Here is a 19,182-nt window from a genome sequence, read left to right as displayed (position 1 = left end):
GCCCTGAACATCACCAGCGAATTGTACGCAGGCCGCCCTGGCCCAGCCGGCGAGCGCAGCCGCGCCAGGATCTTCTCGAAGCGATACCACTTCACCAGCGACGACAGCCGGTCCAGCCGACCGCTCCGACCAAGACCCTGTGGCAGCAGAGCCTCCACAAAACTGAACTGACCGCTCGGCTTTGTCGTCATCGCAAAATCCCCGTTTCAAAAACAGGGAATCACATCCACCCAATTTTGCAACAGTCCCACAGGGGGAGAAGGGGAAGAGGGCTGCGCTCAAACCACCTCGAACACGAACGTCTTCACCAGTGCATCCGGCTCGGCGATGGCGTAGCAGCGGAACCACGGGCTTTGCTCGACGAGCCGCCATCTGTTCGCTTTCGTGAGTTCATCAAAGACGGCCTGAAAGCCGCCGCTTTCGAACACTTGGTCGCGCACGGTGAAAAGGGCGTGGCCACCCTTCCTGGTGATGCGCACAAGCTCGTGCAGGCCGGATGCCGGCGCATGGCTTATGGTGAACACGCCGGTCGAGAAAAAGGCGCGGAAATGCCCGTCGGGCCAAGGCAGCGGACCGCCGAGCATGGCCTGTTTCAGCTCGTTATAGGCATTGCGGCTGCCGGCGATTTTGAGCATGTCCTCGGAGAGATCGAGCCCGGCAATGTCGTGATAGCCAAGCGCCTTGAGCGACGGGCCCGACAGGCCAGTGCCGCAGCCGGCATCGAGAAGCGGGCCTTCGCCTGCCGGCACATGGCGCGCCACCCAGGCGGTGATCAGGAACGGCAGCAAATAGCCGAGCGAAGCGGTCTCGCTGTCATAGGTCGAGGCCCAGTCGGCATAGGCTTGCGCCAGCGTTTCCGGCGTGTCGGCCGAATAGACGGAGTCCAGCGCCGCATTGGCCTTGTCGACATTCATCGCCTGCATTCTCCCGGCACGATCTTTTCGCGATCGTAGCCCGGTCTTCGCGGAACTTCTATTCCTCGTGGGCGCGGCGCAGCCGCTGCTCGAGCGTCCGCAGCGCCAGCGACAGGCCGACGGTCAGGATGAGATAGATATAGGCGACGATCGAATAGGTCTCGAAGAAGCGGAACGAGCCTGCGGCGTAGATCTTGCCCATCTGGGTGATGTCGGCGACGCCGAGCACCGAGACCAGCGAGGAATCCTTGACCATGGCGACGAAGTCATTGCCGAGCGGCGGAAAAATGGTGCGGATCGCTTGCGGAAACACGATCAGCCGGAAGCGCTGCGTGCGCGAAAGACCCAGCGCCTTGGCAGCCTCGATCTGGCCCTTCTCGACCGCCTGGATGCCGGCGCGAAAAACCTCGGAGATGAAGGCCGAATAGCCGATGGTCAGCGCCATGACGGCGCGCCACAGCAGCGAGACGTCACGCACCAAAAGCTCGCCCATCAGGCCGGCATTCTGCAGCGGCGCGGTCAGCGCATTCCAGGCGGCGACGAAGGCCGGCGCACCGGCAAAGGCGATCCAGAACAACAGCACCAGGATCGGCACGCCGCGGATGATCTCGACATAGAAGCGGGCGATTTGCCTGAGCCAGCGCGACCCCGACAGCCCCATCAGCGCAATGCCGAGGCCGATGGCCGAGGCGAGCGCGAAGGCGACCACGGTGACGAAGACGGTGATGCCGATGCCCTTGGCGACGGTGGCGAAGACCTGGGCGTAGAGATCGCTGGCGGCAATGTAGAGCGCGGCGATCACCGCAAGAACGATCGCGGCGGCAAGCCACCAGGGAAAGTCGGATTTTTGGGTTGAGGCGGGAGGCGTGGCCATCAGGGCGCTTCACCCTCCCCCTTGTGGGGAGGGTCGGCGAACAAGCTTTGCATCGCAAAGCTGGTGAGCCGGGGTGGCGGTGGTGACAAGGCGCCGGCGCTGGCACCCCCACCCCGCTCCGCTTCGCGGATCGACCCTCCCCACAAGGGGGAGGGTAAGGCGTCGGACATCACTGCCCCATCTTGTAATCAAGAAACCACTTCTTGTTCAGCGCTTCCAGCGTGCCGTCGGCCTTGAGCGCGGCGATCGCGGCGTTGACCGGCTTCACCAGGTCCGAGCCTTTCGGGAAGATGAAGCCGAAATCCTCGGTGCCGAGCGGGCCGCCGATCAGCTTGAGCTTGCCGCCGGAGGCGTCGACATAGCCCTTGCCGGCGGTGCCGTCGGTCAGCACGACATCGACATCGCCCGACTTCAGCGCCTGCACCGAGGCGCCGAAGGTCTCGAACTGCTTGATGCGCGGGTTCTGCTCATTGCCGTCGAGCACGCTGTAGACGGCGGTGTAGAACGGCGTGGTGCCGGCCTGCGCGCCAATCAGCCCGTCCTTGAAGTCGGCGAAGGTCTTGGCGTCGGTGAAGCGGCTTTCGTCGCCGCGCACCAGCATGAACTGTTCCGAACGCATATAGGGGTCGGAGAAATCGACCTTCTCCTTGCGGTCGTCCTTGATGGTGATGCCGGTCATGCCGATGTTGTACTGGTTGTCGGAAACCGCCTGGATCATCGCATCCCAGGAGGTGTTCTGGTACTCGACCTTGAAGTTCAGCCGCTTGGCGATCTCGTCCATCGCGTCATATTCCCAGCCGATCTGCTTGCCGGTCTTGGGGTCGATGAACTGCAGCGGCGGATAGGCGTTTTCCGTCACCACTACCACCTTCTTGCCGCCGAGGTCGGGCAGCGCATCGGCCGCCCATGCAGCGACGGGCGCGAGGAAACAGGCCAGCAGGCCGGCCAGCAGCAGTTTCGATTTGGTCATGATACACTCCAGGATGAGAAGCCCGCTTGCAGCCGGGCTCACATGAAAATCCAGGCGCGACTTTAGCCGTCCGCAGACGGCTTGCAAGCCGGTCCGGTGCTCAGCGTCCGGTGAAAGTGGATTCCAATGCCTTCAACCGGCGCGGTTTTAGAACGCTTCGCGGTCGGCATTTCTTCCGTGACCCGCCATGGCTAACCAGGCCGCTCCCGGACAGAAGGGAAACCGTCAAATGCCAGGTCAGGGTGTTGACGTCGCGTCACGCAATTTTGCGACAAAGCCGGTCAAGGTGCGGTGCAGCGACCTCAGCTCGTCGACTTCCAGCGGCATGGCGCATGCGAGCCCCGCGGACACATCCTTGATTCGGGCGCGCAGCGCCTGGCCTTTGGCTGTCGGTTCAACCAGCACGCGGCGCTCGTCGGCCGGATCGCGCCGGCGGGTGACGAGACCACCCGCTTCCATTCGCTTGAGCAGCGGCGTCAGCGTCGCCGAATCGAGCCCCAGGGCCTCGCCGAGCTCGCCGACCGTACTCGGCGCATGCTGCCACAGCGCCAGCATCGCCAGATATTGCGGGTAGGTCAGGCCGAGCGGGTCGAGCAGCGGCCGATAGAGTTTGGTCATCAGCCCGCTCGCCGAATAGAGCGCGAAGCAGAGCTGCTGGTCGAGGCGCGGAACAGCGATCGCCCCGGCGGTATCCGCCGGGACTTCACTTGCTCTGGTTTCGGTCTTCGTCGTCATGCTGCCTTTGCCGCAAGCGCCACTGTCGAAAGCGCCACCTCGACATTGCCCCTGATCGCGTTCGAATAGGGGCAGATCTTGTGCGCTTCCGATACAAGCGCTTCCGCCGCCGCCTGATCAAGGCCCTTCGTCTCGGCGGCGAGCGCGACACCGAGCTTGAAGCCTTCGCCGTTGGGAAGCAGGCTGACGGTCGAGGTCACTGACGCATCGGTCAGCGGCAGCTTTTGCTTGCGCGCGACGAAGCGGATGGCGCTTTCGAAGCAGGCGGCATAGCCGACCGCGAAAAGCTGCTCGGGATTGGTGGCGCCACCCTGCCCGCCGAGTTCCCTAGGCAAAGCGAGGTCGACCTTGAGCAGGCCGTCGCTGGTTTCGCCATGGCCGGCGCGGCCGCCGGTGACGCGAGCCTGTGTGGTGTAGAGTGCCATGTCAGTTCTCCAATTAATTTGTGTACGATTATTTAGTACACAAGATAATTGACTGTCAAGCCTCTCGCTGCTGTGTTTTCGCTATCTTTGAACAACGGCCGGAATCCCGGACTTCGTCATCTTAGGGTGGAGCAGTCGCGAAGCGACGTCGCGGAAACCCTAGGGTCCATGCCGTGACGGTCGACACGGGCACAGCGGTTCAGAATGACGGTGGCGCTCACCAGAGTCGGTTCTGCACCGCAGCAACGCCTGGAGGTCGCGGCATGGATCCTCGGGTCTGCGCCGCGTCGCTGCGCTCCTTGCTTCGCCCGTGGATGACGAAGCACATATGTCTCGGCCAATCGCCAAGGCGTCCGCAAACACGAAGAACCCTGGTCGAATGCCTTGGCTGTTCGCCAAAACGAAAAAAGGCGGCCGAAGCCGCCTTTTCAAAATCCTTGGTCGAGATCTTATTCGGCCGGGGTGGCTTCGGCAGCGGCCTTGGCTGCCGCTTCAGCCTCGTCGGCGGCCTTCTTCTCGGCGGCTTCCTTGGCGGCCGTCTCGGCTGCCAGCGCCTGGGCGGCGGCGACCTTCTCGGCTTCGATGCGGGCCTTCTCGGCGTTCAGCGCATCGCGCTCCTCATCGTTCAGCTTGCGGGCGCGCACGCCGGTGTTTTCAGAAATACGGGCCGACTTGCCGCGGCGGTCGCGCAGGTAATAGAGTTTGGCGCGGCGCACCTTGCCGCGGCGGACGATCTCGACGCCCTCGACCATCGGCGAGAAGACTGGGAAAACGCGCTCGACGCCTTCGCCATAGGAGATCTTGCGGACGGTGAAATTTTCCTGGAAGCCGGCGCCGGAGCGGGCGATGACGACGCCTTCATAGGCCTGGACGCGGGTGCGGGTGCCTTCGGTCACGCGGACCTGGACGCGCACGGTGTCGCCGGGCTGGAATTCGGGAAGCTTGCGCTTGGCTTCGATCTTGGCGGCCTGTTCGGCCTCGAGCTGACGGATGATATCCATCTCAATGGTCCACTTCTTGTTCTTCCGACAGTCAGAGCGTCCGACACTCGCCTTGCAGTTCCATTGACCGCTCGGCTATGCCCTTTGTCGAAACATTGGGCAGGGGCGACTACACCGTCACTGTTGACGGGTCCGGTAGATATTTCTTCCGGTTCGGGCGGGCACATACAGCTATTTCACCGGTTTGTCACGCCTTGGCCCTGTCTTTTTTGGTCGCATGCCACCACGCAATCGTCCAGTGCAGGGTTGCGCCGACCGCTCAAGCTTCCTAAGCCGGAGGAAACATACGTAGTCCGGCGCCATTGTCATGTCAGTTCTCGACGCAGTCCTGCTGTTCCTGGCGGGCTTTCTCTCAGGCGCATGCAACGCGGTCGCCGGCGGCGGCACGTTCATCACCTTCGGCGCCATGTCGCTGGTCGGCGTACCGCCGATCGTCGCCAACGCCACCTCCTCGGTGACGCAGTTTCCGGGCTACATCACCTCGACGCTCGCCTACTGGACCGACATTGAGCATTTCTGGCGCGGCGCGCTGCTGCTCTGCCTGATCTCGGCGGCCGGCGCGCTGGCCGGTGCCTTCATCCTGCTGGCGCTGTCCAACCCGTCTTTCCGCGTCATGGTTCCGTGGCTGCTTTTGGCCGCCACAGCGCTGTTCGCCGCCGGACCGTGGCTGAAGCCCGCGCCCAAGCCGGGACACGAGGCCGCGGTCGGCTCGCTCACCGGGTCGCTGGCGCAGTTTCTTACCGCCGTTTACGGCGGCTTCTTCGGCGCCGGCATGGGCGTGATGATGCTGGCGACACTCGGCCTGACCCAGGCCGGCGACTATCACCGCCTGAATGCGCTGAAGAACATGCTGGCCGTGGTCATCGCGGCAGTCGCCATCATCGTCTTCGTTTCCGGCGGCGTCGTCGCCTGGCCGCAGGCGATCGTCATGATCCCCGGCGGCGCGCTCGGCGGCTATGCCGGCGTCTGGATCGCCAAGCGCGTGCCGCAAAACGCGGTGCGCGGCTTTGTCGTAGCCGTCGGCCTGTTTCTGGCGTTTTATTATTTTGCCAAGGGCTGAGCGGCGAGCAAATCCGGTCGCCGATCCCTGGTCAGCTTCTCGGACTCCGCGCGGCGCCAGGCGGCGATCTTCTTGTGATTGCCTGACGTCAGCACGTCGGGGATCGGCCTGCCCTCAAATTCCTGTGGCCGCGTGTAGTGCGGATGTTCGAGCAGGCCGTTCTCAAAGCTTTCCTCTTCGCCTGACACCGCATTGCCCATGACGCCGGGCAACAGCCGCACCACAGCGTCGAGCAGCACAAGGGCGGCCGGCTCGCCGCCGGAGAGGATGAAGTCGCCGATGGAGACCTCCTCCAGGTTCCGCGCCTCGATCAGCCGCTGGTCGACGCCTTCGAAGCGGCCGCAGACGATGACGGCGCCCGGCCCGGCCGCAAGCTCGCGCACGCGCGCCTGCGTCAGCGGTTTGCCGCGCGGGCTCATCAGCAGTTTTGGCCGCGGATCGCCCTCTGGCGCCGTGTGGTCGATCGCCTTGGCCAGCACATCGGCGCGCATCACCATACCGGCGCCGCCGCCGGCCGGTGTGTCGTCCACCGTGTGGTGGCGATCCTCGGCGAAGTCGCGGATCTGGACCGCTTCCAGCGACCACGTACCTGCCTCCAGCGCCCGCCCCGCCAGCGACAGGCCGAGCGGACCCGGAAACATCTCGGGATAGAGCGTCAGCACCGATGCCTTGAACGTCACCGGTTGCCTCCGGCGTCCTTGGGCCCGCGCGGCCGGCCCTTCGCGTCGAAGCCCTCCTCGCGCGGCGCGTCGCTATCCTCGTCGTCGATCAGGCCGGCGGCGGCCGGATCGACGCGGACAAAGCCCTCGGCGACCGCCACCTGCGGCACGGCGGCCTGGGTGAACGGGATCAGCACGCCTTTGCGCCCGCCGAGTGTAACGTCGAGAATGTCGCCGCCGCCGAAATTGTGCACGGCGACCACCTTGCCGATGACAGCGTCCTTGTCGTCGCGGACCTCGAGCCCGACGAGATCGGCGTGGTAGAACTCGTCCTCCTCGCCATCGTCCGGCAGCATCGAGCGGTCGACGAACAGCTCAGTGCCAGCCAGCGCCTCGGCGGCATTGCGGTCGGCAATGCCCTTGAAGCGCACCACGACGACCGTGTTGGCGGGCCTTATGTCGATGATCTGGAAGGCGCGGCCGTCCTTGGCGTAGAGCGGCCCGTAATCGGCCAGCGCCAGCGGCTCGCCGGTGAAGGTTTTGACCCTGAGCTCGCCCTTGATGCCGTGGGCGGCGCCGATCACGGCCATCTGGACGGGGTTCTGGGGCTTGCTCATGGCTGATGTCCTTTGCCCTGCTCTAACGCCCTCCCGTGGCCATTTCAATGATAGCTTCTTCACCGCTTCCTAACCCGGCTGCCTGACAATGGCCGCATGCAGGAATTTCTCATCCCGGCAAAACCCGACCTCCAGGCAGCGCGCGAGAGCTGGCTGAAGATGCTGGCGCGCGAGCGCCGGCTGTCGCCGGCGACGGTCGAAGCCTATGAGCGCGATACGCGCCAGTTCCTGCATTTCCTCACCGGACATTGCGGCGGCTCGCCCGGCATTGCCGACATCGCCACACTGCGCCCGGCCGATCTGCGTGGCTTTCTCGCCGCGCGGCGCAACGCCGGCGCCGGCGCCCGCACGCTCGGCCGGGGTCTTGCCGGCATCCGCTCGCTGCTGCGTTTCCTCGAACGGCGCGGTCTCGCAAACGCAGCGGGAGCAGCGGCGCTGCGCGCGCCGCGCCAGCCGAAATCACTGCCCAAGCCGCTGACCGCCAGCGACGCCAAACATGTCGTCTCGGTCGAAGGCCAATTGGCCGAAGAACCCTGGATCGCCGCCCGCAACGCCGCTGTGCTGACGCTGCTCTACGGTTCGGGCCTGCGCATTTCCGAAGCGCTCGGCCTCAGCGCCGCCGACCTGGCCTCGGAAGCCGACACCGTGCTGCGCGTCACCGGCAAGGGCGGCAAGACGCGGCTGGTGCCGGTGCTGCCGGTGGCGCTGCGCGCCATCGCCGAATACCGCAAACTGTGCCCCTACCATCTCGACCCCAAGGGCCTGCTGTTTCGCGGCGCTCGCGGCGGACCGCTCAATCCGGCCATCATCCAGCGCGACATGGCCAAACTGCGCTCGGCGCTCAACCTGCCGGATACCGCCACCCCGCACGCGCTGCGCCACTCCTTCGCCACCCATCTGCTCGGTCGCGGCGGTGACTTGCGCACCATCCAGGAGCTACTCGGCCACGCCAGCCTGTCGACGACGCAGGTCTATACCGGCGTCGACACCGCAAGGCTGCTCGAAATCTATGAGTCCGCCCACCCAAGGGCGTGAACTCTTCAAATTTGCGGCGCCGATTAACCGTTTCGCCGCTTTTCGGTCCTAGAAAAGCGATCATGAAACGCGTCATCGCCATCGCCGACCGCGCGGCCCTTGCGTCGCTGAAGCTGCTTGTCGCGCTCAACGCGCTGTTTTTCCTGTCTTTCCTCATCGTGCTGCTGCTCGCCGCCGGTAAGGCGCATGCCGACGTCCCGGTCTGCACCGGCGCTGATCTGCTGTCGGCCCTGCAGAAGGACGACCCCGCCACCTATGCCAGGATCGAGACCGAGGCGGCGGCGACGCTGAATGGCAAGGGCCTATTGTGGAAGCTGGAAAAATCAGGCGAAAAGCCATCCTTCCTGTTCGGCACCATGCACATGACCGACCCGCGCGTGACCGCGCTGCCGCCGGCCGCCAAGCGGGCCTACGACGACGCCGGCACCATCATCATCGAAACCACCGACGTGCTCGACAAGCAGAAGATGATGGAGGCCATGCTCAAGGAGCCCGAGCTGATGATGTTCACCGACAGCACGACGCTGTCGTCGCTGTTGTCGCCGGAGGATGCGGCGGTGGTGAACAAGGGGCTCGATGCGCGCGGCATTCCGCCGGCGAGCGTCTCCAAGATGAAACCGTGGCTGCTGTCGGCCATGGTCGCGCTGCCGGTCTGCGAGGTCGCCCGCCAGGCAGGCGGCGCGCCGGTTCTCGACGTCAAGCTGGCTGAGGAGGCCAAGGCTAATGGAAAGCCGGTGGAAGGCCTGGAAACCGCCGCCGGCCAGCTCCGCGCCATGGCTTCGCTGCCGATCGCCTTTCACATCAAGGGGCTGGTTGAAACCCTGAAGCTCGGCGACAAGATAAACGACATCAACGAGACCATGATCGTGCTCTACCAGCGCGGCGACACCGGCACGTTCTGGCCGCTCCTGCGGTCAATGTCCCCAGGCGAAGAGGACGACGCCGCAGGGTACGCCGCCTTCGAGCAGGCCATGATCACCGACCGCAACAAGGTGATGGTCGACCATGCCCAGCCGATCCTGGCCAAGGGCAACGCCTTCATGGCGGTCGGCGCCCTGCATCTTCCCGGCCCCGAAGGCCTGGTGGAGGATTTTCGCAAAGCCGGCTATACTGTCACTGCCGTCGACTGATCTGCGCGGCTCCTTGCCTGCCGAATCACGCAAGGCTCGGTTGTGTCTGGGTCCGCAGCTGATTCGCGGTCCGAAGACCAGTTGGCACTATTCTTGGCGAAAAAGGACAGGTAAGCTCTTTTTTGCTCACTCGCGATTGATTTTGCGGGGGAAATACAGGCCACCGACCGGTTGCAGATCAGAATTTTCCTGCGTTCGGCGATTTCCAGGCCTAGTATGAAACCCGTTCAACGGTTGCGCGTTGATGGGTGTTGTTTGATGCTTTTCATCCACGGAGGACACTTTTATGTCGAACCCTAACGACCCGGGCCCGGCGCCCAAATCGGGCGGTGGCAGCGGCTGGCTGATTGCGCTGGTCGTCGTCATCCTTGCGATTGTCGCGTACTATGTTTTTGGAAGAAGCGGCGAGCCTCCGGCACCCGCCGAGCCGCCGGCAGCCAGCACACCGGCACCTGCGCCTGCACCGGCTGAGCCGATGAAGCCCGCCGAACCGGCTCCCGCGCCAGCCCCGGCGCCCGCACCTGCGCCTGAGCCCGCTCCGGCACCAGCCCCGGCTCCGGCCCCGGCACCCGCACCGGCCCAGTAATCAGGCCACTGATTTCAACGACGAACGGCCCGCCGCAAAGCGGGCCGTTTTGTTTTTGGGGCGGTACACTCTGGGGTGGCGATTGGCGGTACGGCACCCACGCTTTCGTCATCCTCGGGCTTGACCCGAGGATGCATGCCGCGACATCGGCCGAGGCATGCAACGGAAGAGAACTTCTGCACCGTAGGCGACGCTCTGAGGTCGCGGCATGGATCCTATGGTCTGCGCCGCGTCGCTTCGCTCCTTGCTTCGCCATAGGATGACGAAGTCGCGTAGGTGGCCCTGAACCCTAGATATGGATCGGCTTGAAGAACGTGGCCAGTGCTGCTTCCTTGACCGCTTCCGACATGGTGGGGTGCGCGTGGCAGGTGCGGGCTAGGTCTTCGGACGAGCCGCCGAACTCCATCAGTACCGCAGCCTCATGGATCAGCTCGCCGGCGCCGAAGCCGACAATGTGGACGCCGAGCACCCGGTCGCTGACCTTGTCGGCGAGGATCTTCACGAAGCCGTCGGTGTGCAGCATGGCGCGCGCGCGGCCGTTGGCGGTGAATGGGAATTTGCCGATCTTGTAATCGATGCCGGCCTTCTTCAGCTCCTCCTCGGTCTTGCCGACCGAAGCGATTTCCGGGCTGGTGTAGACGACGCTCGGGATGACGTCGTAGTTCACATGGCCTGCCTGGCCGGCAATGGTCTCGGCAACCGCCACGCCTTCATCCTCCGCCTTGTGCGCCAGCATCGGCCCGGCAATGACGTCGCCAATCGCGTAGATGCCGGCGACGTTGGTCCTGAGATGCCCGTCGGTCTTGACCCGGCCTCGCTCATCGACCTCGACGCCGGCCTCCTTCAGCCCGAGACTGTCGGAATAGGCCCGGCGTCCGGTCGAGATCAGCACCGCGTCGGCCTCGATGGTCTCGGCCGCCCCGCCCTTGACCGGCTCGAAGGTAACCGTCGCGCCCTTCTTGGCCTTGGTGACGCCGGTGACCTTGGCGCCGAGCTTGAACTCGAAGCCCTGCTTGGAAAGCATGCGCTGAAACTGTTTGGACACCTCGCCGTCCATCCCGCCCAGGATCGTGTCGAGGAACTCAACCACCGTGACCTTGGCGCCGAGCCTTGCCCATACCGAGCCGAGCTCGAGCCCGATGACGCCGCCGCCGACCACCACCAGCCGTTCCGGCACCTTGGCCAGCGACAGCGCGCCGGTCGACGACAGGATCACCTTCTCGTCGATGTCGACCTTGACGCCTGGAATGCCGGCGACGTCGGAGCCGGTGGCAATGACGATGTTTTTCGTCTCGATCTCCTCGACCTTGCCGTCCTCAGCCGTCACCGAGACCTTGCCGGCAGCGATCACCTTGCCGATGCCGCGGAACGAGTCGATCTTGTTCTTCTTGAACAGGAAGGCGACGCCGTTGACGTTGGCCGACACCGTCGCGTCCTTGTGCGCCATCATCTTCTTCAGATTGAGCTTTGGCGCCGGTATCTCGACGCCCAGCGTATCGAAGGAATGGCCGGCCTCCGCGAACATCTCGGAGGCGTAAAGCAGCGCCTTGGACGGGATGCAGCCGATGTTGAGGCAGGTGCCGCCGAAAGTGGCGTTCTTCTCGACCACCGCGACCTTCAGCCCCAGCTGCGCAGCCTTGATGGCGCAGACATAGCCGCCCGGTCCCGATCCGATGATAACGACGTCATAAGCCATGATGGGTGTCCTTCTTGCCTAGAGCATGATGCCGAAAAGTGTGAAGCGGTTTTCGGAGACCATCATGCTCTATCCCTTTGATTTGTTGCCTTCAGCGGCCGCCGCTAACATTCAGGATCGCGCCTGTCGTATAGGACGCTTCATCCGACAAAAGATAGAGAACCGCATGCGCGACTTCATCCGCCGTGCCGGCGCGTTTCATCGGCAGCATGTCGCGGAACCGCTCGACCCGGTCCGGCTGGCCGCCGGAGGCGTGGATCTCGGTGTCGATGATGCCCGGCCGTATCGCATTGACGCGCACGCCTTCGGTCGCGACTTCGCGCGCCAGGCCGAGCGTGAAAGTGTCGATCGCCGCCTTGGATGCGGCGTAGTCGACATATTCGCCGGGCGAGCCGTGTATCGACGCCGCCGACGAGATATTGACGATGGCGCCGCCCTGGCCGCCATTCTTCGTCGACATGCGCCTGACCGCTTCGCGGGCGCACAGGAACGAGCCGATGACATTGATGCGCATCATGCGTTCCAGCCGCGCCACGCTCATCTCGTCGACGCGCGCCTTGACGTCGACGACGCCGGCATTGTTGACCAGCGCATCGAGCCTGCCGAAACGGCGGTCGACCGCTTCGAACATGGCGACGATATCGGCTTCGATGCCGACGTCACCCTTGACGGCAAAAGCCTCACCGCCCGCTGCCTCGATGTCGGCGACCAGCGCCTTGGCGGCAGCCTCGTTCGCGGCATAGTTGACCGCGACGCGGTAACCGGCGGCAGCACCCAGCCGACAGACGGCGGCGCCGATGCCACGGCTGCCGCCGGTGACCAGAAGCACCTTCTTGGCCGCGCTCATTCCTGGCAACCTTTCAGCAGAAACACATCCCAAGGCAGTTTGGAGAATCCATTGGGCCCGAAGGCAGACGACATCTGCAGCGACGGCCCAAGGTCGGGGAAGATCAGGCTCTGCGGCGCGTCCGTGCCTTCCGCCGCTAGCAGAGCGATATTGCCCTTCTCGTCGGCGCTGTAGACCACGCCCTGCCACACCGTGCAGGCCGCGAGCTCGTCACCGGTGACGTCGCCGGTCGGGCATTTGTACATCAGCGATCCGTGCGGCCGCGAAACGCCTGAGGTCCACATGACGATGCCGTCGAGCACCACGCCCTTGTCGAGCACCATCTTGAACGAGTTGGTGACGGTGACCGCATCCATCGTCGGCCGAAAATCGATGCCGGCATCGCTCTCGGCATCGCCATAGACAGCGAGCGCCAGCGGGCAGGCGGGATAGGCGGCGGAGCCGGTGAACAAGAAAGCCAGCGACCCGACTACACATCCGATCATGGGCGAGGCGACGTTTATCATCAGTTGCCCTGGTTGCTCTCGCGGCCGTCGGCGTTTTCGAGTACTTCGAAGTCGGTCATCAAAAGCAGTGGCTCGCCAGCTCCATCCAATCCCCAGAAGGACCGATAAGCCCCGTCACCCCAGCCAGTGTCGAACATGGCGACATTAAGTGGATTCCCATCAATCGGATTGTCCACGCCAAACCTGTCGATAGAGCACGCAACGTCAGCAAGATAGTCGTCGAGTTCCTCCGGATCGGGCATCATCGTCAGGACCGATTTGTCCATGAATGATGCAACCGCGTCATCGACGATAAATTGAAACTCATAGGCCGATGGGCGATCGCGAGCGAAGGTGGCCAATTCCCACCTCACTGGCAAGCCGGGGCCGAAACACAAAACCGCCGCTGCTATGCGGCCCCGCGCCTCAAGTACCATGACCGGATAGCGTCCCGGTCTGACTTTGCGGCTAAACGCAGGGCGTCCTAGCATTGTGATCAGCGGGTCGCAGGCGACGATTTCGCCTGTCGGCAGCTCGAGCTCGCCGATCGTGGTAACGATAATCTTCCGTTCGGCCATCTCGGCCTCGCTAAGAGCGAAGACGCCGAGATTGCTATTTTCCAACGGCGGAGCCAATTCAACTGATTTCTTCGGCGAAGGGGCAGCGGCCGGAGCAGTTGACCGAGAAGTCCGAAGCACGCGACCCATCGCGAACCCGAACCGTTCCAGCCAACCGCTCACGACAAGGCCAGCCCAATCACAAATCGAGCACCAGCCGCTCGGGATCTTCCAGGCTGTCCTTGACGCGGACCAGGAAGGTCACGGCTTCCTTGCCGTCGACGATGCGGTGGTCGTAGGAGAGCGCCAGATACATCATCGGCCGGATGACGATCTGGCCGCCGACCACGACAGGCCGGTCCTGGATCTTGTGCATGCCCAGAATGCCCGACTGCGGGGCATTGAGGATCGGCGTCGACATCAGCGACCCATAGACGCCGCCATTGGAGATCGTAAACGTGCCGCCCTGCATGTCGGCGACCGACAGCTTGCCGTCACGCGCGGCAATGCCCAGCCGGCCGATATCCTTTTCGATCTCGGCAATCGACATCTGGTCGGCATCGCGCACCACCGGCACGACGAGGCCCTTTTCCGTGCCGACGGCAACGCCGATATGGGCATAGTTCTTGAAGATGATGTCGGTGCCGTCGATCTCGGCATTGACCGAGGGGATCTCCTTCAAGGCGTGGGTGACGGCCTTGGTGAAGAAGCCCATGAAGCCGAGCTTCACGCCGTGCTTCTTCTCGAAGATGTCCTTGTACTTGGTCCTGAGCGCCATCACCGCTGACATGTCGACCTCGTTGAAGGTGGTCAGCATGGCGGCGGTCGACTGCGCTTCCTTCAGCCGGCGCGCTATCGTCTGGCGCAGTTTGGTCATGCGCACGCGCTCCTCGCGCGACGCATCGTCGCCGGAAGACGGCGCCCGTACCGCAACCGGCGCCGGTGCGGCCTTCGGCATTTCGGCCGGCTGCGACGGCGCGCCCCGGGCGATGGCGTCGAGCACATCGCCCTTCAGCACCTGGCCGCGCTTGCCCGAGCCGGACACCTGGTCGACCGACAGATTGGCCTCGGCGATCAGCTTTGCGGCAGCCGGCGCCGGCGGCATGGTGCGGGGCTCGACCGGGCCCGCATCGCCGGCGATCTTGGCTGTCTCGGCGGCGGCCTGCTTGGTGGTATGCGCGGCGTCCGGACTCGAAGCCTGCGAGACGGCTTGCGGCTTGGCCTCCTGCTTGTTTGCAGGTGCGGCGGCGGCTCCGCCGGCCGAGATCGACCCGAGAAGGGCGCCGACGCCGACGGTCTCACCTTCCTTGGCGGTGATCTCGCCCAAAGTACCGGCAGCAGCGGCGGGCACTTCCACCGTCACCTTGTCGGTTTCGAGCTCGACCAGCGGCTCGTCGACGGCAATGGCATCGCCGACCTTCTTGAACCATTTGCCGATGGTCGCCTCGGTGACGGATTCGCCGAGAGTGGGAACGCGGATTTCGGTAGCCATTGTGCCTGTCCGTTTCTTCTCTGTCTGTTCTGTGTGCCGAGCTATTCGCCCAATTCTGCTTTACTCACCAAGCGCGTCTTCGAGCAGGGCGGCGAGCTGCGCCAGATGCTTCGACATCAATCCGGTCGCCGGCGATGCCGCCGCCGGACGTCCGGTGTAGCGCACCCGCTGATGCTTGGCGTCGATATGCGCAAGCACCCATTCCAGATACGGATCGATGAACGACCAGGCGCCCATGTTCTTCGGCTCTTCCTGGCACCACACCATCTCGGCGTTGCGGAAACGCGACAGTTCGGTGATCAGCGCCTTGGCCGGGAACGGATAGAGCTGTTCGACGCGCAACAGATAGATGTCGTTGATGCCGCGCTTCTCGCGCTCCTCATAGAGGTCGTAATAGACCTTGCCCGAGCACAGCACGACGCGGCGGATCTTCGAATCCTTGACCAGCTTGATCGCCTGGTTCTGCAGCAGCTGGGCATCGTCCCACAGCAACCGGTGGAACGAGCTTTCGCCCGAAATCTCCGGCAGCGTCGACACCGCCCGCTTGTGGCGCAGCAGCGACTTCGGCGTCATCAGGATCAGCGGCTTGCGGAAATCGCGCTTCAGCTGGCGGCGCAGGATGTGGAAGTAGTTAGCCGGCGTCGTGCAGTTGGCGACTTGCATATTGTCTTCGGCGCAAAGCTGCAGGAAGCGTTCGAGACGCGCCGAGGAATGCTCCGGACCCTGGCCCTCATAGCCATGCGGCAGCAGGCAGACCAGGCCCGACATTCTGAGCCACTTGCGTTCGCCGGACGAGATAAACTGGTCGAACACCACCTGGGCGCCGTTGGCGAAATCGCCGAACTGCGCTTCCCACAGGGTCAGCGCCTTCGGCTCAGCCAGGCTGTAGCCATATTCGAAGCCGAGCACCGCCTCTTCCGACAGCATCGAGTTGATGACTTCGTAGCCGGCCTGCGCCGCCGACAGATTGTTGAGCGGGATGTAGCGGGTCTCGTCGCGCTGGTCGTAGAGCACGGAATGGCGCTGCGAGAAGGTGCCGCGCTCGGAATCCTGGCCCGACAACCGGATCGGGTTGCCGTCGAGCAGGATGGCGCCGAAAGCCAGTGCCTCGGCCGTCGACCAGTCGATGCCTTCGCCGGATTCGATCGCCTGGCGGCGGTTTTCAAGGAAGCGGATGATGGTCTTGTGCGCCTCGAAACCCTTCGGCACCTCGGTCAGCTTCTTGCCGATCTCCTTCAGCACCTTGACCGGTACGGCGGTCTTGCCGCGGCGCTGCTCGTCCTGATTGTCGGCGGTGCGCAGACCCGACCAGGCACCATCGAGCCAGTCGGCCTTGTTGGGCTTGTAGTGCTGGCCGACTTCCCATTCCGATTCCAGATGCGCGCGCCAGTCGGCCTTCATCTTGTCGAGTTCGGCCTGGGTGATGTGGCCCTCGGCGATCAGCCGGTCGCCATAGATTTGCACCGTCGTCTTATGGTTGCGGATGTTGGAGTACATGATCGGCTGGGTGAAGGCCGGCTCGTCGCCCTCGTTGTGGCCGAAGCGGCGGTAGCAGAACATGTCCACGACCACCGGCTTGTGGAACTTCATGCGGAATTCGATCGCCACCTTGGCGGCATGGACCGTGGCTTCCGGATCGTCGCCATTGACGTGGAAGATCGGCGCCTCGATCATCTTGGCGACGTCGGACGGATAGGGCGACGAGCGCGAGAAGCGCGGATTGGTGGTAAAGCCGATCTGGTTGTTGATGATGAAATGCAGCGTGCCGGCGACGCGATGGCCGCGCAGGCCCGACAGGCCGAGGATTTCGGCGATCACGCCCTGTCCGGCGAAGGCGGCGTCGCCGTGCAGAAGCAGCGGCAGCACCTTGGCGCGCTCTTCCAGCGGCACGATTTCCTCGCGGCTGCGGCCGAACAGATAGTCCTGCTTGGCGCGCGCCTTGCCCATCACCACCGGGTCGACGATTTCCAGATGCGAAGGGTTGGCGGTCAAGGACAGATGCACCTTGTTGCCGTCGAACTCGCGGTCCGACGAAGCGCCGAGATGGTACTTGACGTCGCCCGAGCCCTCGACCTCGTCGGGAGCGGCAGAGCCGCCCTTGAACTCGTGGAAGATGGCGCGGTGCGGCTTGGCCATCACCTGCGACAGCACGTTGAGCCGGCCGCGATGCGCCATGCCGAGCACGATCTCCTTCATGCCGAGCTGGCCGCCGCGCTTGATGATCTGCTCTAGGGCCGGGATCAGGCCTTCGCTGCCATCGAGGCCGAAGCGCTTGGTGCCCTTGTACTTGACGTCGATGAATTGCTCGAAGCCTTCAGCCTCGACCAGCTTCTGCAGGATCGCCTTCTTGCCGGTGGCGGTGAAGGAGATCTCCTTGTCGGTGCCTTCGATGCGGGCCTGGATCCAGGCCTTCTCCTCGGGATCGGAGATGTGCATGAACTCGACGCCGAGCGTCGAGCAATAGGTGCGAGTGAGGATCTCCAGCATCTGCCGGATGGTGCCGAATTCGAGGCCGAGCACATTGTCGAGGAAGATCGGCCGGTCGTAGTCGGCAGCGGTAAAGCCGTAATTCTCCGGCGACAGCTCGTTATAGTCCTCGAGCGGCTTGGCGATGCCGAGCGGATCCAGATTGGCGTGCAGATGGCCGCGCATGCGGTAGGCGCGGATCATCATGATCGCGCGCACCGAATCGCGCGTCGCCTGATGCACGTCGGCATCCGACAGCACGATGCCGTTGGTGACCGCCTTGTCCTTGACCTTCTTTTCGACCGTCCTCTCGACCAGGCCCCAATTGCCGTCGAGCGCCGACACCAGCTCGCCATTCGCCTGCAGCGGCCAGGAGGGCTTTGCCCAGGAGGCGCCCCTGGCGTTCTTGCGCACATCGCCGGCGTCGTCCTTCAGCGCCGCGAAGAAGTCCTGCCATTCGGGGTTTACCGACTCCGGATCATCCTCATAGGACGCGTACAGCGCGTCGATGTAGTCGGCGTTCCCGCCGTACAGGAACGAGGTGAGGGAGAATTGGTCGTTGGCCTGATCTTGTCTTGCCATTTTTGTCTGCGGAGCTTGGCTCCGTCTCCTTACGTTTGGAGGGGAGTAGGGCAGTAAGGCAATAGGGCAGTAGGAAACTGGCGTTGCCGCCGCTCGTTCCGTTCGTCCTATTTCCCTACTGCCATACTGCCCTACTCCCTTACTGCCCTAACCCTTGATCGCCTCGACCAGCGTCGTGCCAAGTCGCGCCGGCGATGGCGATACTTTGATGCCGGCCGATTCCATTGCCGCGATCTTGTCTTCCGCGCCGCCCTTGCCGCCGGAGATGACCGCGCCCGCATGGCCCATGGTGCGACCGGCCGGCGCGGTTCGCCCGGCAATGAAGCCCGCCATCGGTTTCTTGCGGCCGCGCTTGGCCTCGTCCTTGAGGAACTGCGCGGCGTCTTCCTCGGCCGAACCGCCGATCTCGCCGATCATGATGATCGACTTGGTCTCGTCGTCGGCGAGGAACATCTCGAGCACGTCGATGAACTCGGTGCCTTTGACGGGGTCGCCGCCAATGCCGACGGCGGTGGTCTGGCCGAGGCCGACATTGGTGGTCTGGAACACCGCCTCATAGGTAAGCGTTCCCGAGCGCGAAACAACGCCGACCGAGCCCTTGCGGAAGATGTTTCCGGGCATGATGCCGATCTTGCATTCGTCGGGGGTGAGCACACCCGGGCAGTTCGGCCCGATCAGCCGTGAGGTCGAGCGGTCGAGCCGCGCCTTGACCCTGACCATGTCCATCACCGGAATGCCTTCGGTGATGCAGACGATCAACGGGATCTCGGCCTCGATCGCTTCCAGGATGGCTTCGGCGGCGCCCGCCGGCGGCACATAGACGACCGAGGCATTGGCGCCGGTCTTTGCCTTGCCCTCGGCGACGGACGCAAAGATCGGCAGCGTCTCGCCCTTGGCGCCGGTCCAGGTCTCGCCACCCTTCTTGGGATGGATGCCACCCACCATCTTGGTGCCGTGATAGGCCAGCGCCTGTTCGGTGTGGAACGTGCCGGTCTTGCCGGTCAGGCCCTGAACCAGCACCTTGGTGTTCTTGTCGATGAGAATGGACATC

General features: G+C 64.0%; 18 protein-coding genes and 1 pseudogene. 3 read left to right on the top strand and 16 right to left on the bottom strand.

Annotated elements, in window-relative coordinates; all coding sequences use genetic code 11:
• The 7 genes and pseudogenes from AC1DXM_RS20465 to rplS all read right to left on the bottom strand — a co-directional run.
• Positions 1 to 191, bottom strand: a pseudogene (locus AC1DXM_RS20465) (IS5/IS1182 family transposase); the annotation flags it as partial.
• Positions 192 to 278: 87 nt separating this feature from the next.
• Positions 279 to 914 (bottom strand): class I SAM-dependent DNA methyltransferase, encoded by a 636-nt coding sequence (locus tag AC1DXM_RS20460; RefSeq protein ID WP_477235613.1) that lies wholly within the window; start codon positions 912 to 914, stop codon positions 279 to 281.
• A gap of 58 nt (positions 915 to 972) precedes the next feature.
• The gene (locus tag AC1DXM_RS20455) at positions 973 to 1,788 is read right to left on the bottom strand and encodes an amino acid ABC transporter permease (RefSeq protein ID WP_477235611.1); all 816 of its coding nucleotides are present in this window, start codon (positions 1,786 to 1,788) and stop codon (positions 973 to 975) included.
• A 169-nt stretch (positions 1,789 to 1,957) separates the two neighbouring features.
• A complete protein-coding gene (locus AC1DXM_RS20450; protein WP_112560118.1) occupies positions 1,958 to 2,758 on the bottom strand; it encodes a basic amino acid ABC transporter substrate-binding protein in 801 nt (266 codons plus the stop codon).
• 237 nt (positions 2,759 to 2,995) lie between these two features.
• Positions 2,996 to 3,493, bottom strand: a complete 498-nt coding sequence (locus tag AC1DXM_RS20445) for a MarR family winged helix-turn-helix transcriptional regulator (protein WP_477235609.1) — start codon at positions 3,491 to 3,493, stop codon at positions 2,996 to 2,998.
• Positions 3,490 to 3,918, bottom strand: a complete 429-nt coding sequence (locus AC1DXM_RS20440; RefSeq protein WP_477235607.1) for an organic hydroperoxide resistance protein — start codon at positions 3,916 to 3,918, stop codon at positions 3,490 to 3,492. Before AC1DXM_RS20440 ends, AC1DXM_RS20445 begins: the two co-directional genes overlap by 4 nt.
• A gap of 449 nt (positions 3,919 to 4,367) precedes the next feature.
• Entirely contained in the window at positions 4,368 to 4,919 is a 552-nt protein-coding gene (rplS, locus tag AC1DXM_RS20435; RefSeq protein WP_142867183.1) for a 50S ribosomal protein L19, read from the bottom strand.
• Positions 4,920 to 5,226: 307 nt separating this feature from the next.
• Here rplS and AC1DXM_RS20430 point away from each other — a divergent pair, with 307 nt between their 5' ends.
• Positions 5,227 to 5,979 (top strand): sulfite exporter TauE/SafE family protein, encoded by a 753-nt coding sequence (locus AC1DXM_RS20430; protein WP_477235605.1) that lies wholly within the window; start codon positions 5,227 to 5,229, stop codon positions 5,977 to 5,979.
• Here AC1DXM_RS20430 and trmD read toward each other — a convergent pair.
• Both trmD and rimM read right to left on the bottom strand, forming a co-directional pair.
• Positions 5,961 to 6,659 carry a tRNA (guanosine(37)-N1)-methyltransferase TrmD gene (gene trmD, locus AC1DXM_RS20425; protein ID WP_112560114.1) on the bottom strand — a complete coding sequence of 233 codons (699 nt, stop codon included), beginning with the start codon at positions 6,657 to 6,659 and terminating at the stop codon, positions 5,961 to 5,963. The genes AC1DXM_RS20430 and trmD overlap by 19 nt on opposite strands.
• Complete coding sequence (gene rimM / locus AC1DXM_RS20420; protein WP_477235602.1) at positions 6,656 to 7,255, bottom strand: ribosome maturation factor RimM; 600 nt, start codon at positions 7,253 to 7,255, stop codon at positions 6,656 to 6,658. Before rimM ends, trmD begins: the two co-directional genes overlap by 4 nt.
• A 96-nt stretch (positions 7,256 to 7,351) precedes the next feature.
• Here rimM and AC1DXM_RS20415 point away from each other — a divergent pair, with 96 nt between their 5' ends.
• Both AC1DXM_RS20415 and AC1DXM_RS20410 read left to right on the top strand, forming a co-directional pair.
• Positions 7,352 to 8,290 carry a tyrosine recombinase XerC gene (locus AC1DXM_RS20415; protein WP_477235600.1) on the top strand — a complete coding sequence of 313 codons (939 nt, stop codon included), beginning with the start codon at positions 7,352 to 7,354 and terminating at the stop codon, positions 8,288 to 8,290.
• Positions 8,291 to 8,352: 62 nt separating this feature from the next.
• Complete coding sequence (locus tag AC1DXM_RS20410; RefSeq protein ID WP_477235598.1) at positions 8,353 to 9,420, top strand: TraB/GumN family protein; 1,068 nt, start codon at positions 8,353 to 8,355, stop codon at positions 9,418 to 9,420.
• A gap of 875 nt (positions 9,421 to 10,295) precedes the next feature.
• Here the strand turns inward: AC1DXM_RS20410 and lpdA are convergent.
• The 7 genes from lpdA to sucD form a co-directional block, all read right to left on the bottom strand.
• Positions 10,296 to 11,702 (bottom strand): dihydrolipoyl dehydrogenase, encoded by a 1,407-nt coding sequence (gene lpdA, locus AC1DXM_RS20405; protein WP_477235596.1) that lies wholly within the window; start codon positions 11,700 to 11,702, stop codon positions 10,296 to 10,298.
• 91 nt (positions 11,703 to 11,793) lie between these two features.
• Positions 11,794 to 12,549: an SDR family oxidoreductase gene (locus AC1DXM_RS20400; RefSeq protein ID WP_477235594.1), complete on the bottom strand. Its 756-nt coding sequence runs from the start codon at positions 12,547 to 12,549 to the stop codon at positions 11,794 to 11,796.
• Entirely contained in the window at positions 12,546 to 13,034 is a 489-nt protein-coding gene (locus AC1DXM_RS20395; protein WP_477235631.1) for a hypothetical protein, read from the bottom strand. Before AC1DXM_RS20395 ends, AC1DXM_RS20400 begins: the two co-directional genes overlap by 4 nt.
• A 20-nt stretch (positions 13,035 to 13,054) precedes the next feature.
• The gene (locus AC1DXM_RS20390) at positions 13,055 to 13,657 is read right to left on the bottom strand and encodes a DUF4241 domain-containing protein (protein WP_477235593.1); all 603 of its coding nucleotides are present in this window, start codon (positions 13,655 to 13,657) and stop codon (positions 13,055 to 13,057) included.
• Positions 13,658 to 13,790: 133 nt separating this feature from the next.
• Positions 13,791 to 15,083 carry a 2-oxoglutarate dehydrogenase complex dihydrolipoyllysine-residue succinyltransferase gene (gene odhB / locus AC1DXM_RS20385; protein WP_477235591.1) on the bottom strand — a complete coding sequence of 431 codons (1,293 nt, stop codon included), beginning with the start codon at positions 15,081 to 15,083 and terminating at the stop codon, positions 13,791 to 13,793.
• A gap of 60 nt (positions 15,084 to 15,143) precedes the next feature.
• A complete protein-coding gene (locus tag AC1DXM_RS20380; RefSeq protein WP_477235589.1) occupies positions 15,144 to 18,131 on the bottom strand; it encodes a 2-oxoglutarate dehydrogenase E1 component in 2,988 nt (995 codons plus the stop codon).
• Between the two features lie 147 nt (positions 18,132 to 18,278).
• Positions 18,279 to 19,181 (bottom strand): succinate--CoA ligase subunit alpha, encoded by a 903-nt coding sequence (sucD, locus tag AC1DXM_RS20375; RefSeq protein ID WP_477235587.1) that lies wholly within the window; start codon positions 19,179 to 19,181, stop codon positions 18,279 to 18,281.
• Position 19,182: the final 1 nt, after the last annotated feature.

The organism is Mesorhizobium sp. P3_A2 (genome assembly GCF_056403115.1).
The sequence above is the reverse complement of the archived record's forward strand: the minus strand, read 5'-3'. Positions and strand labels throughout refer to the sequence as shown.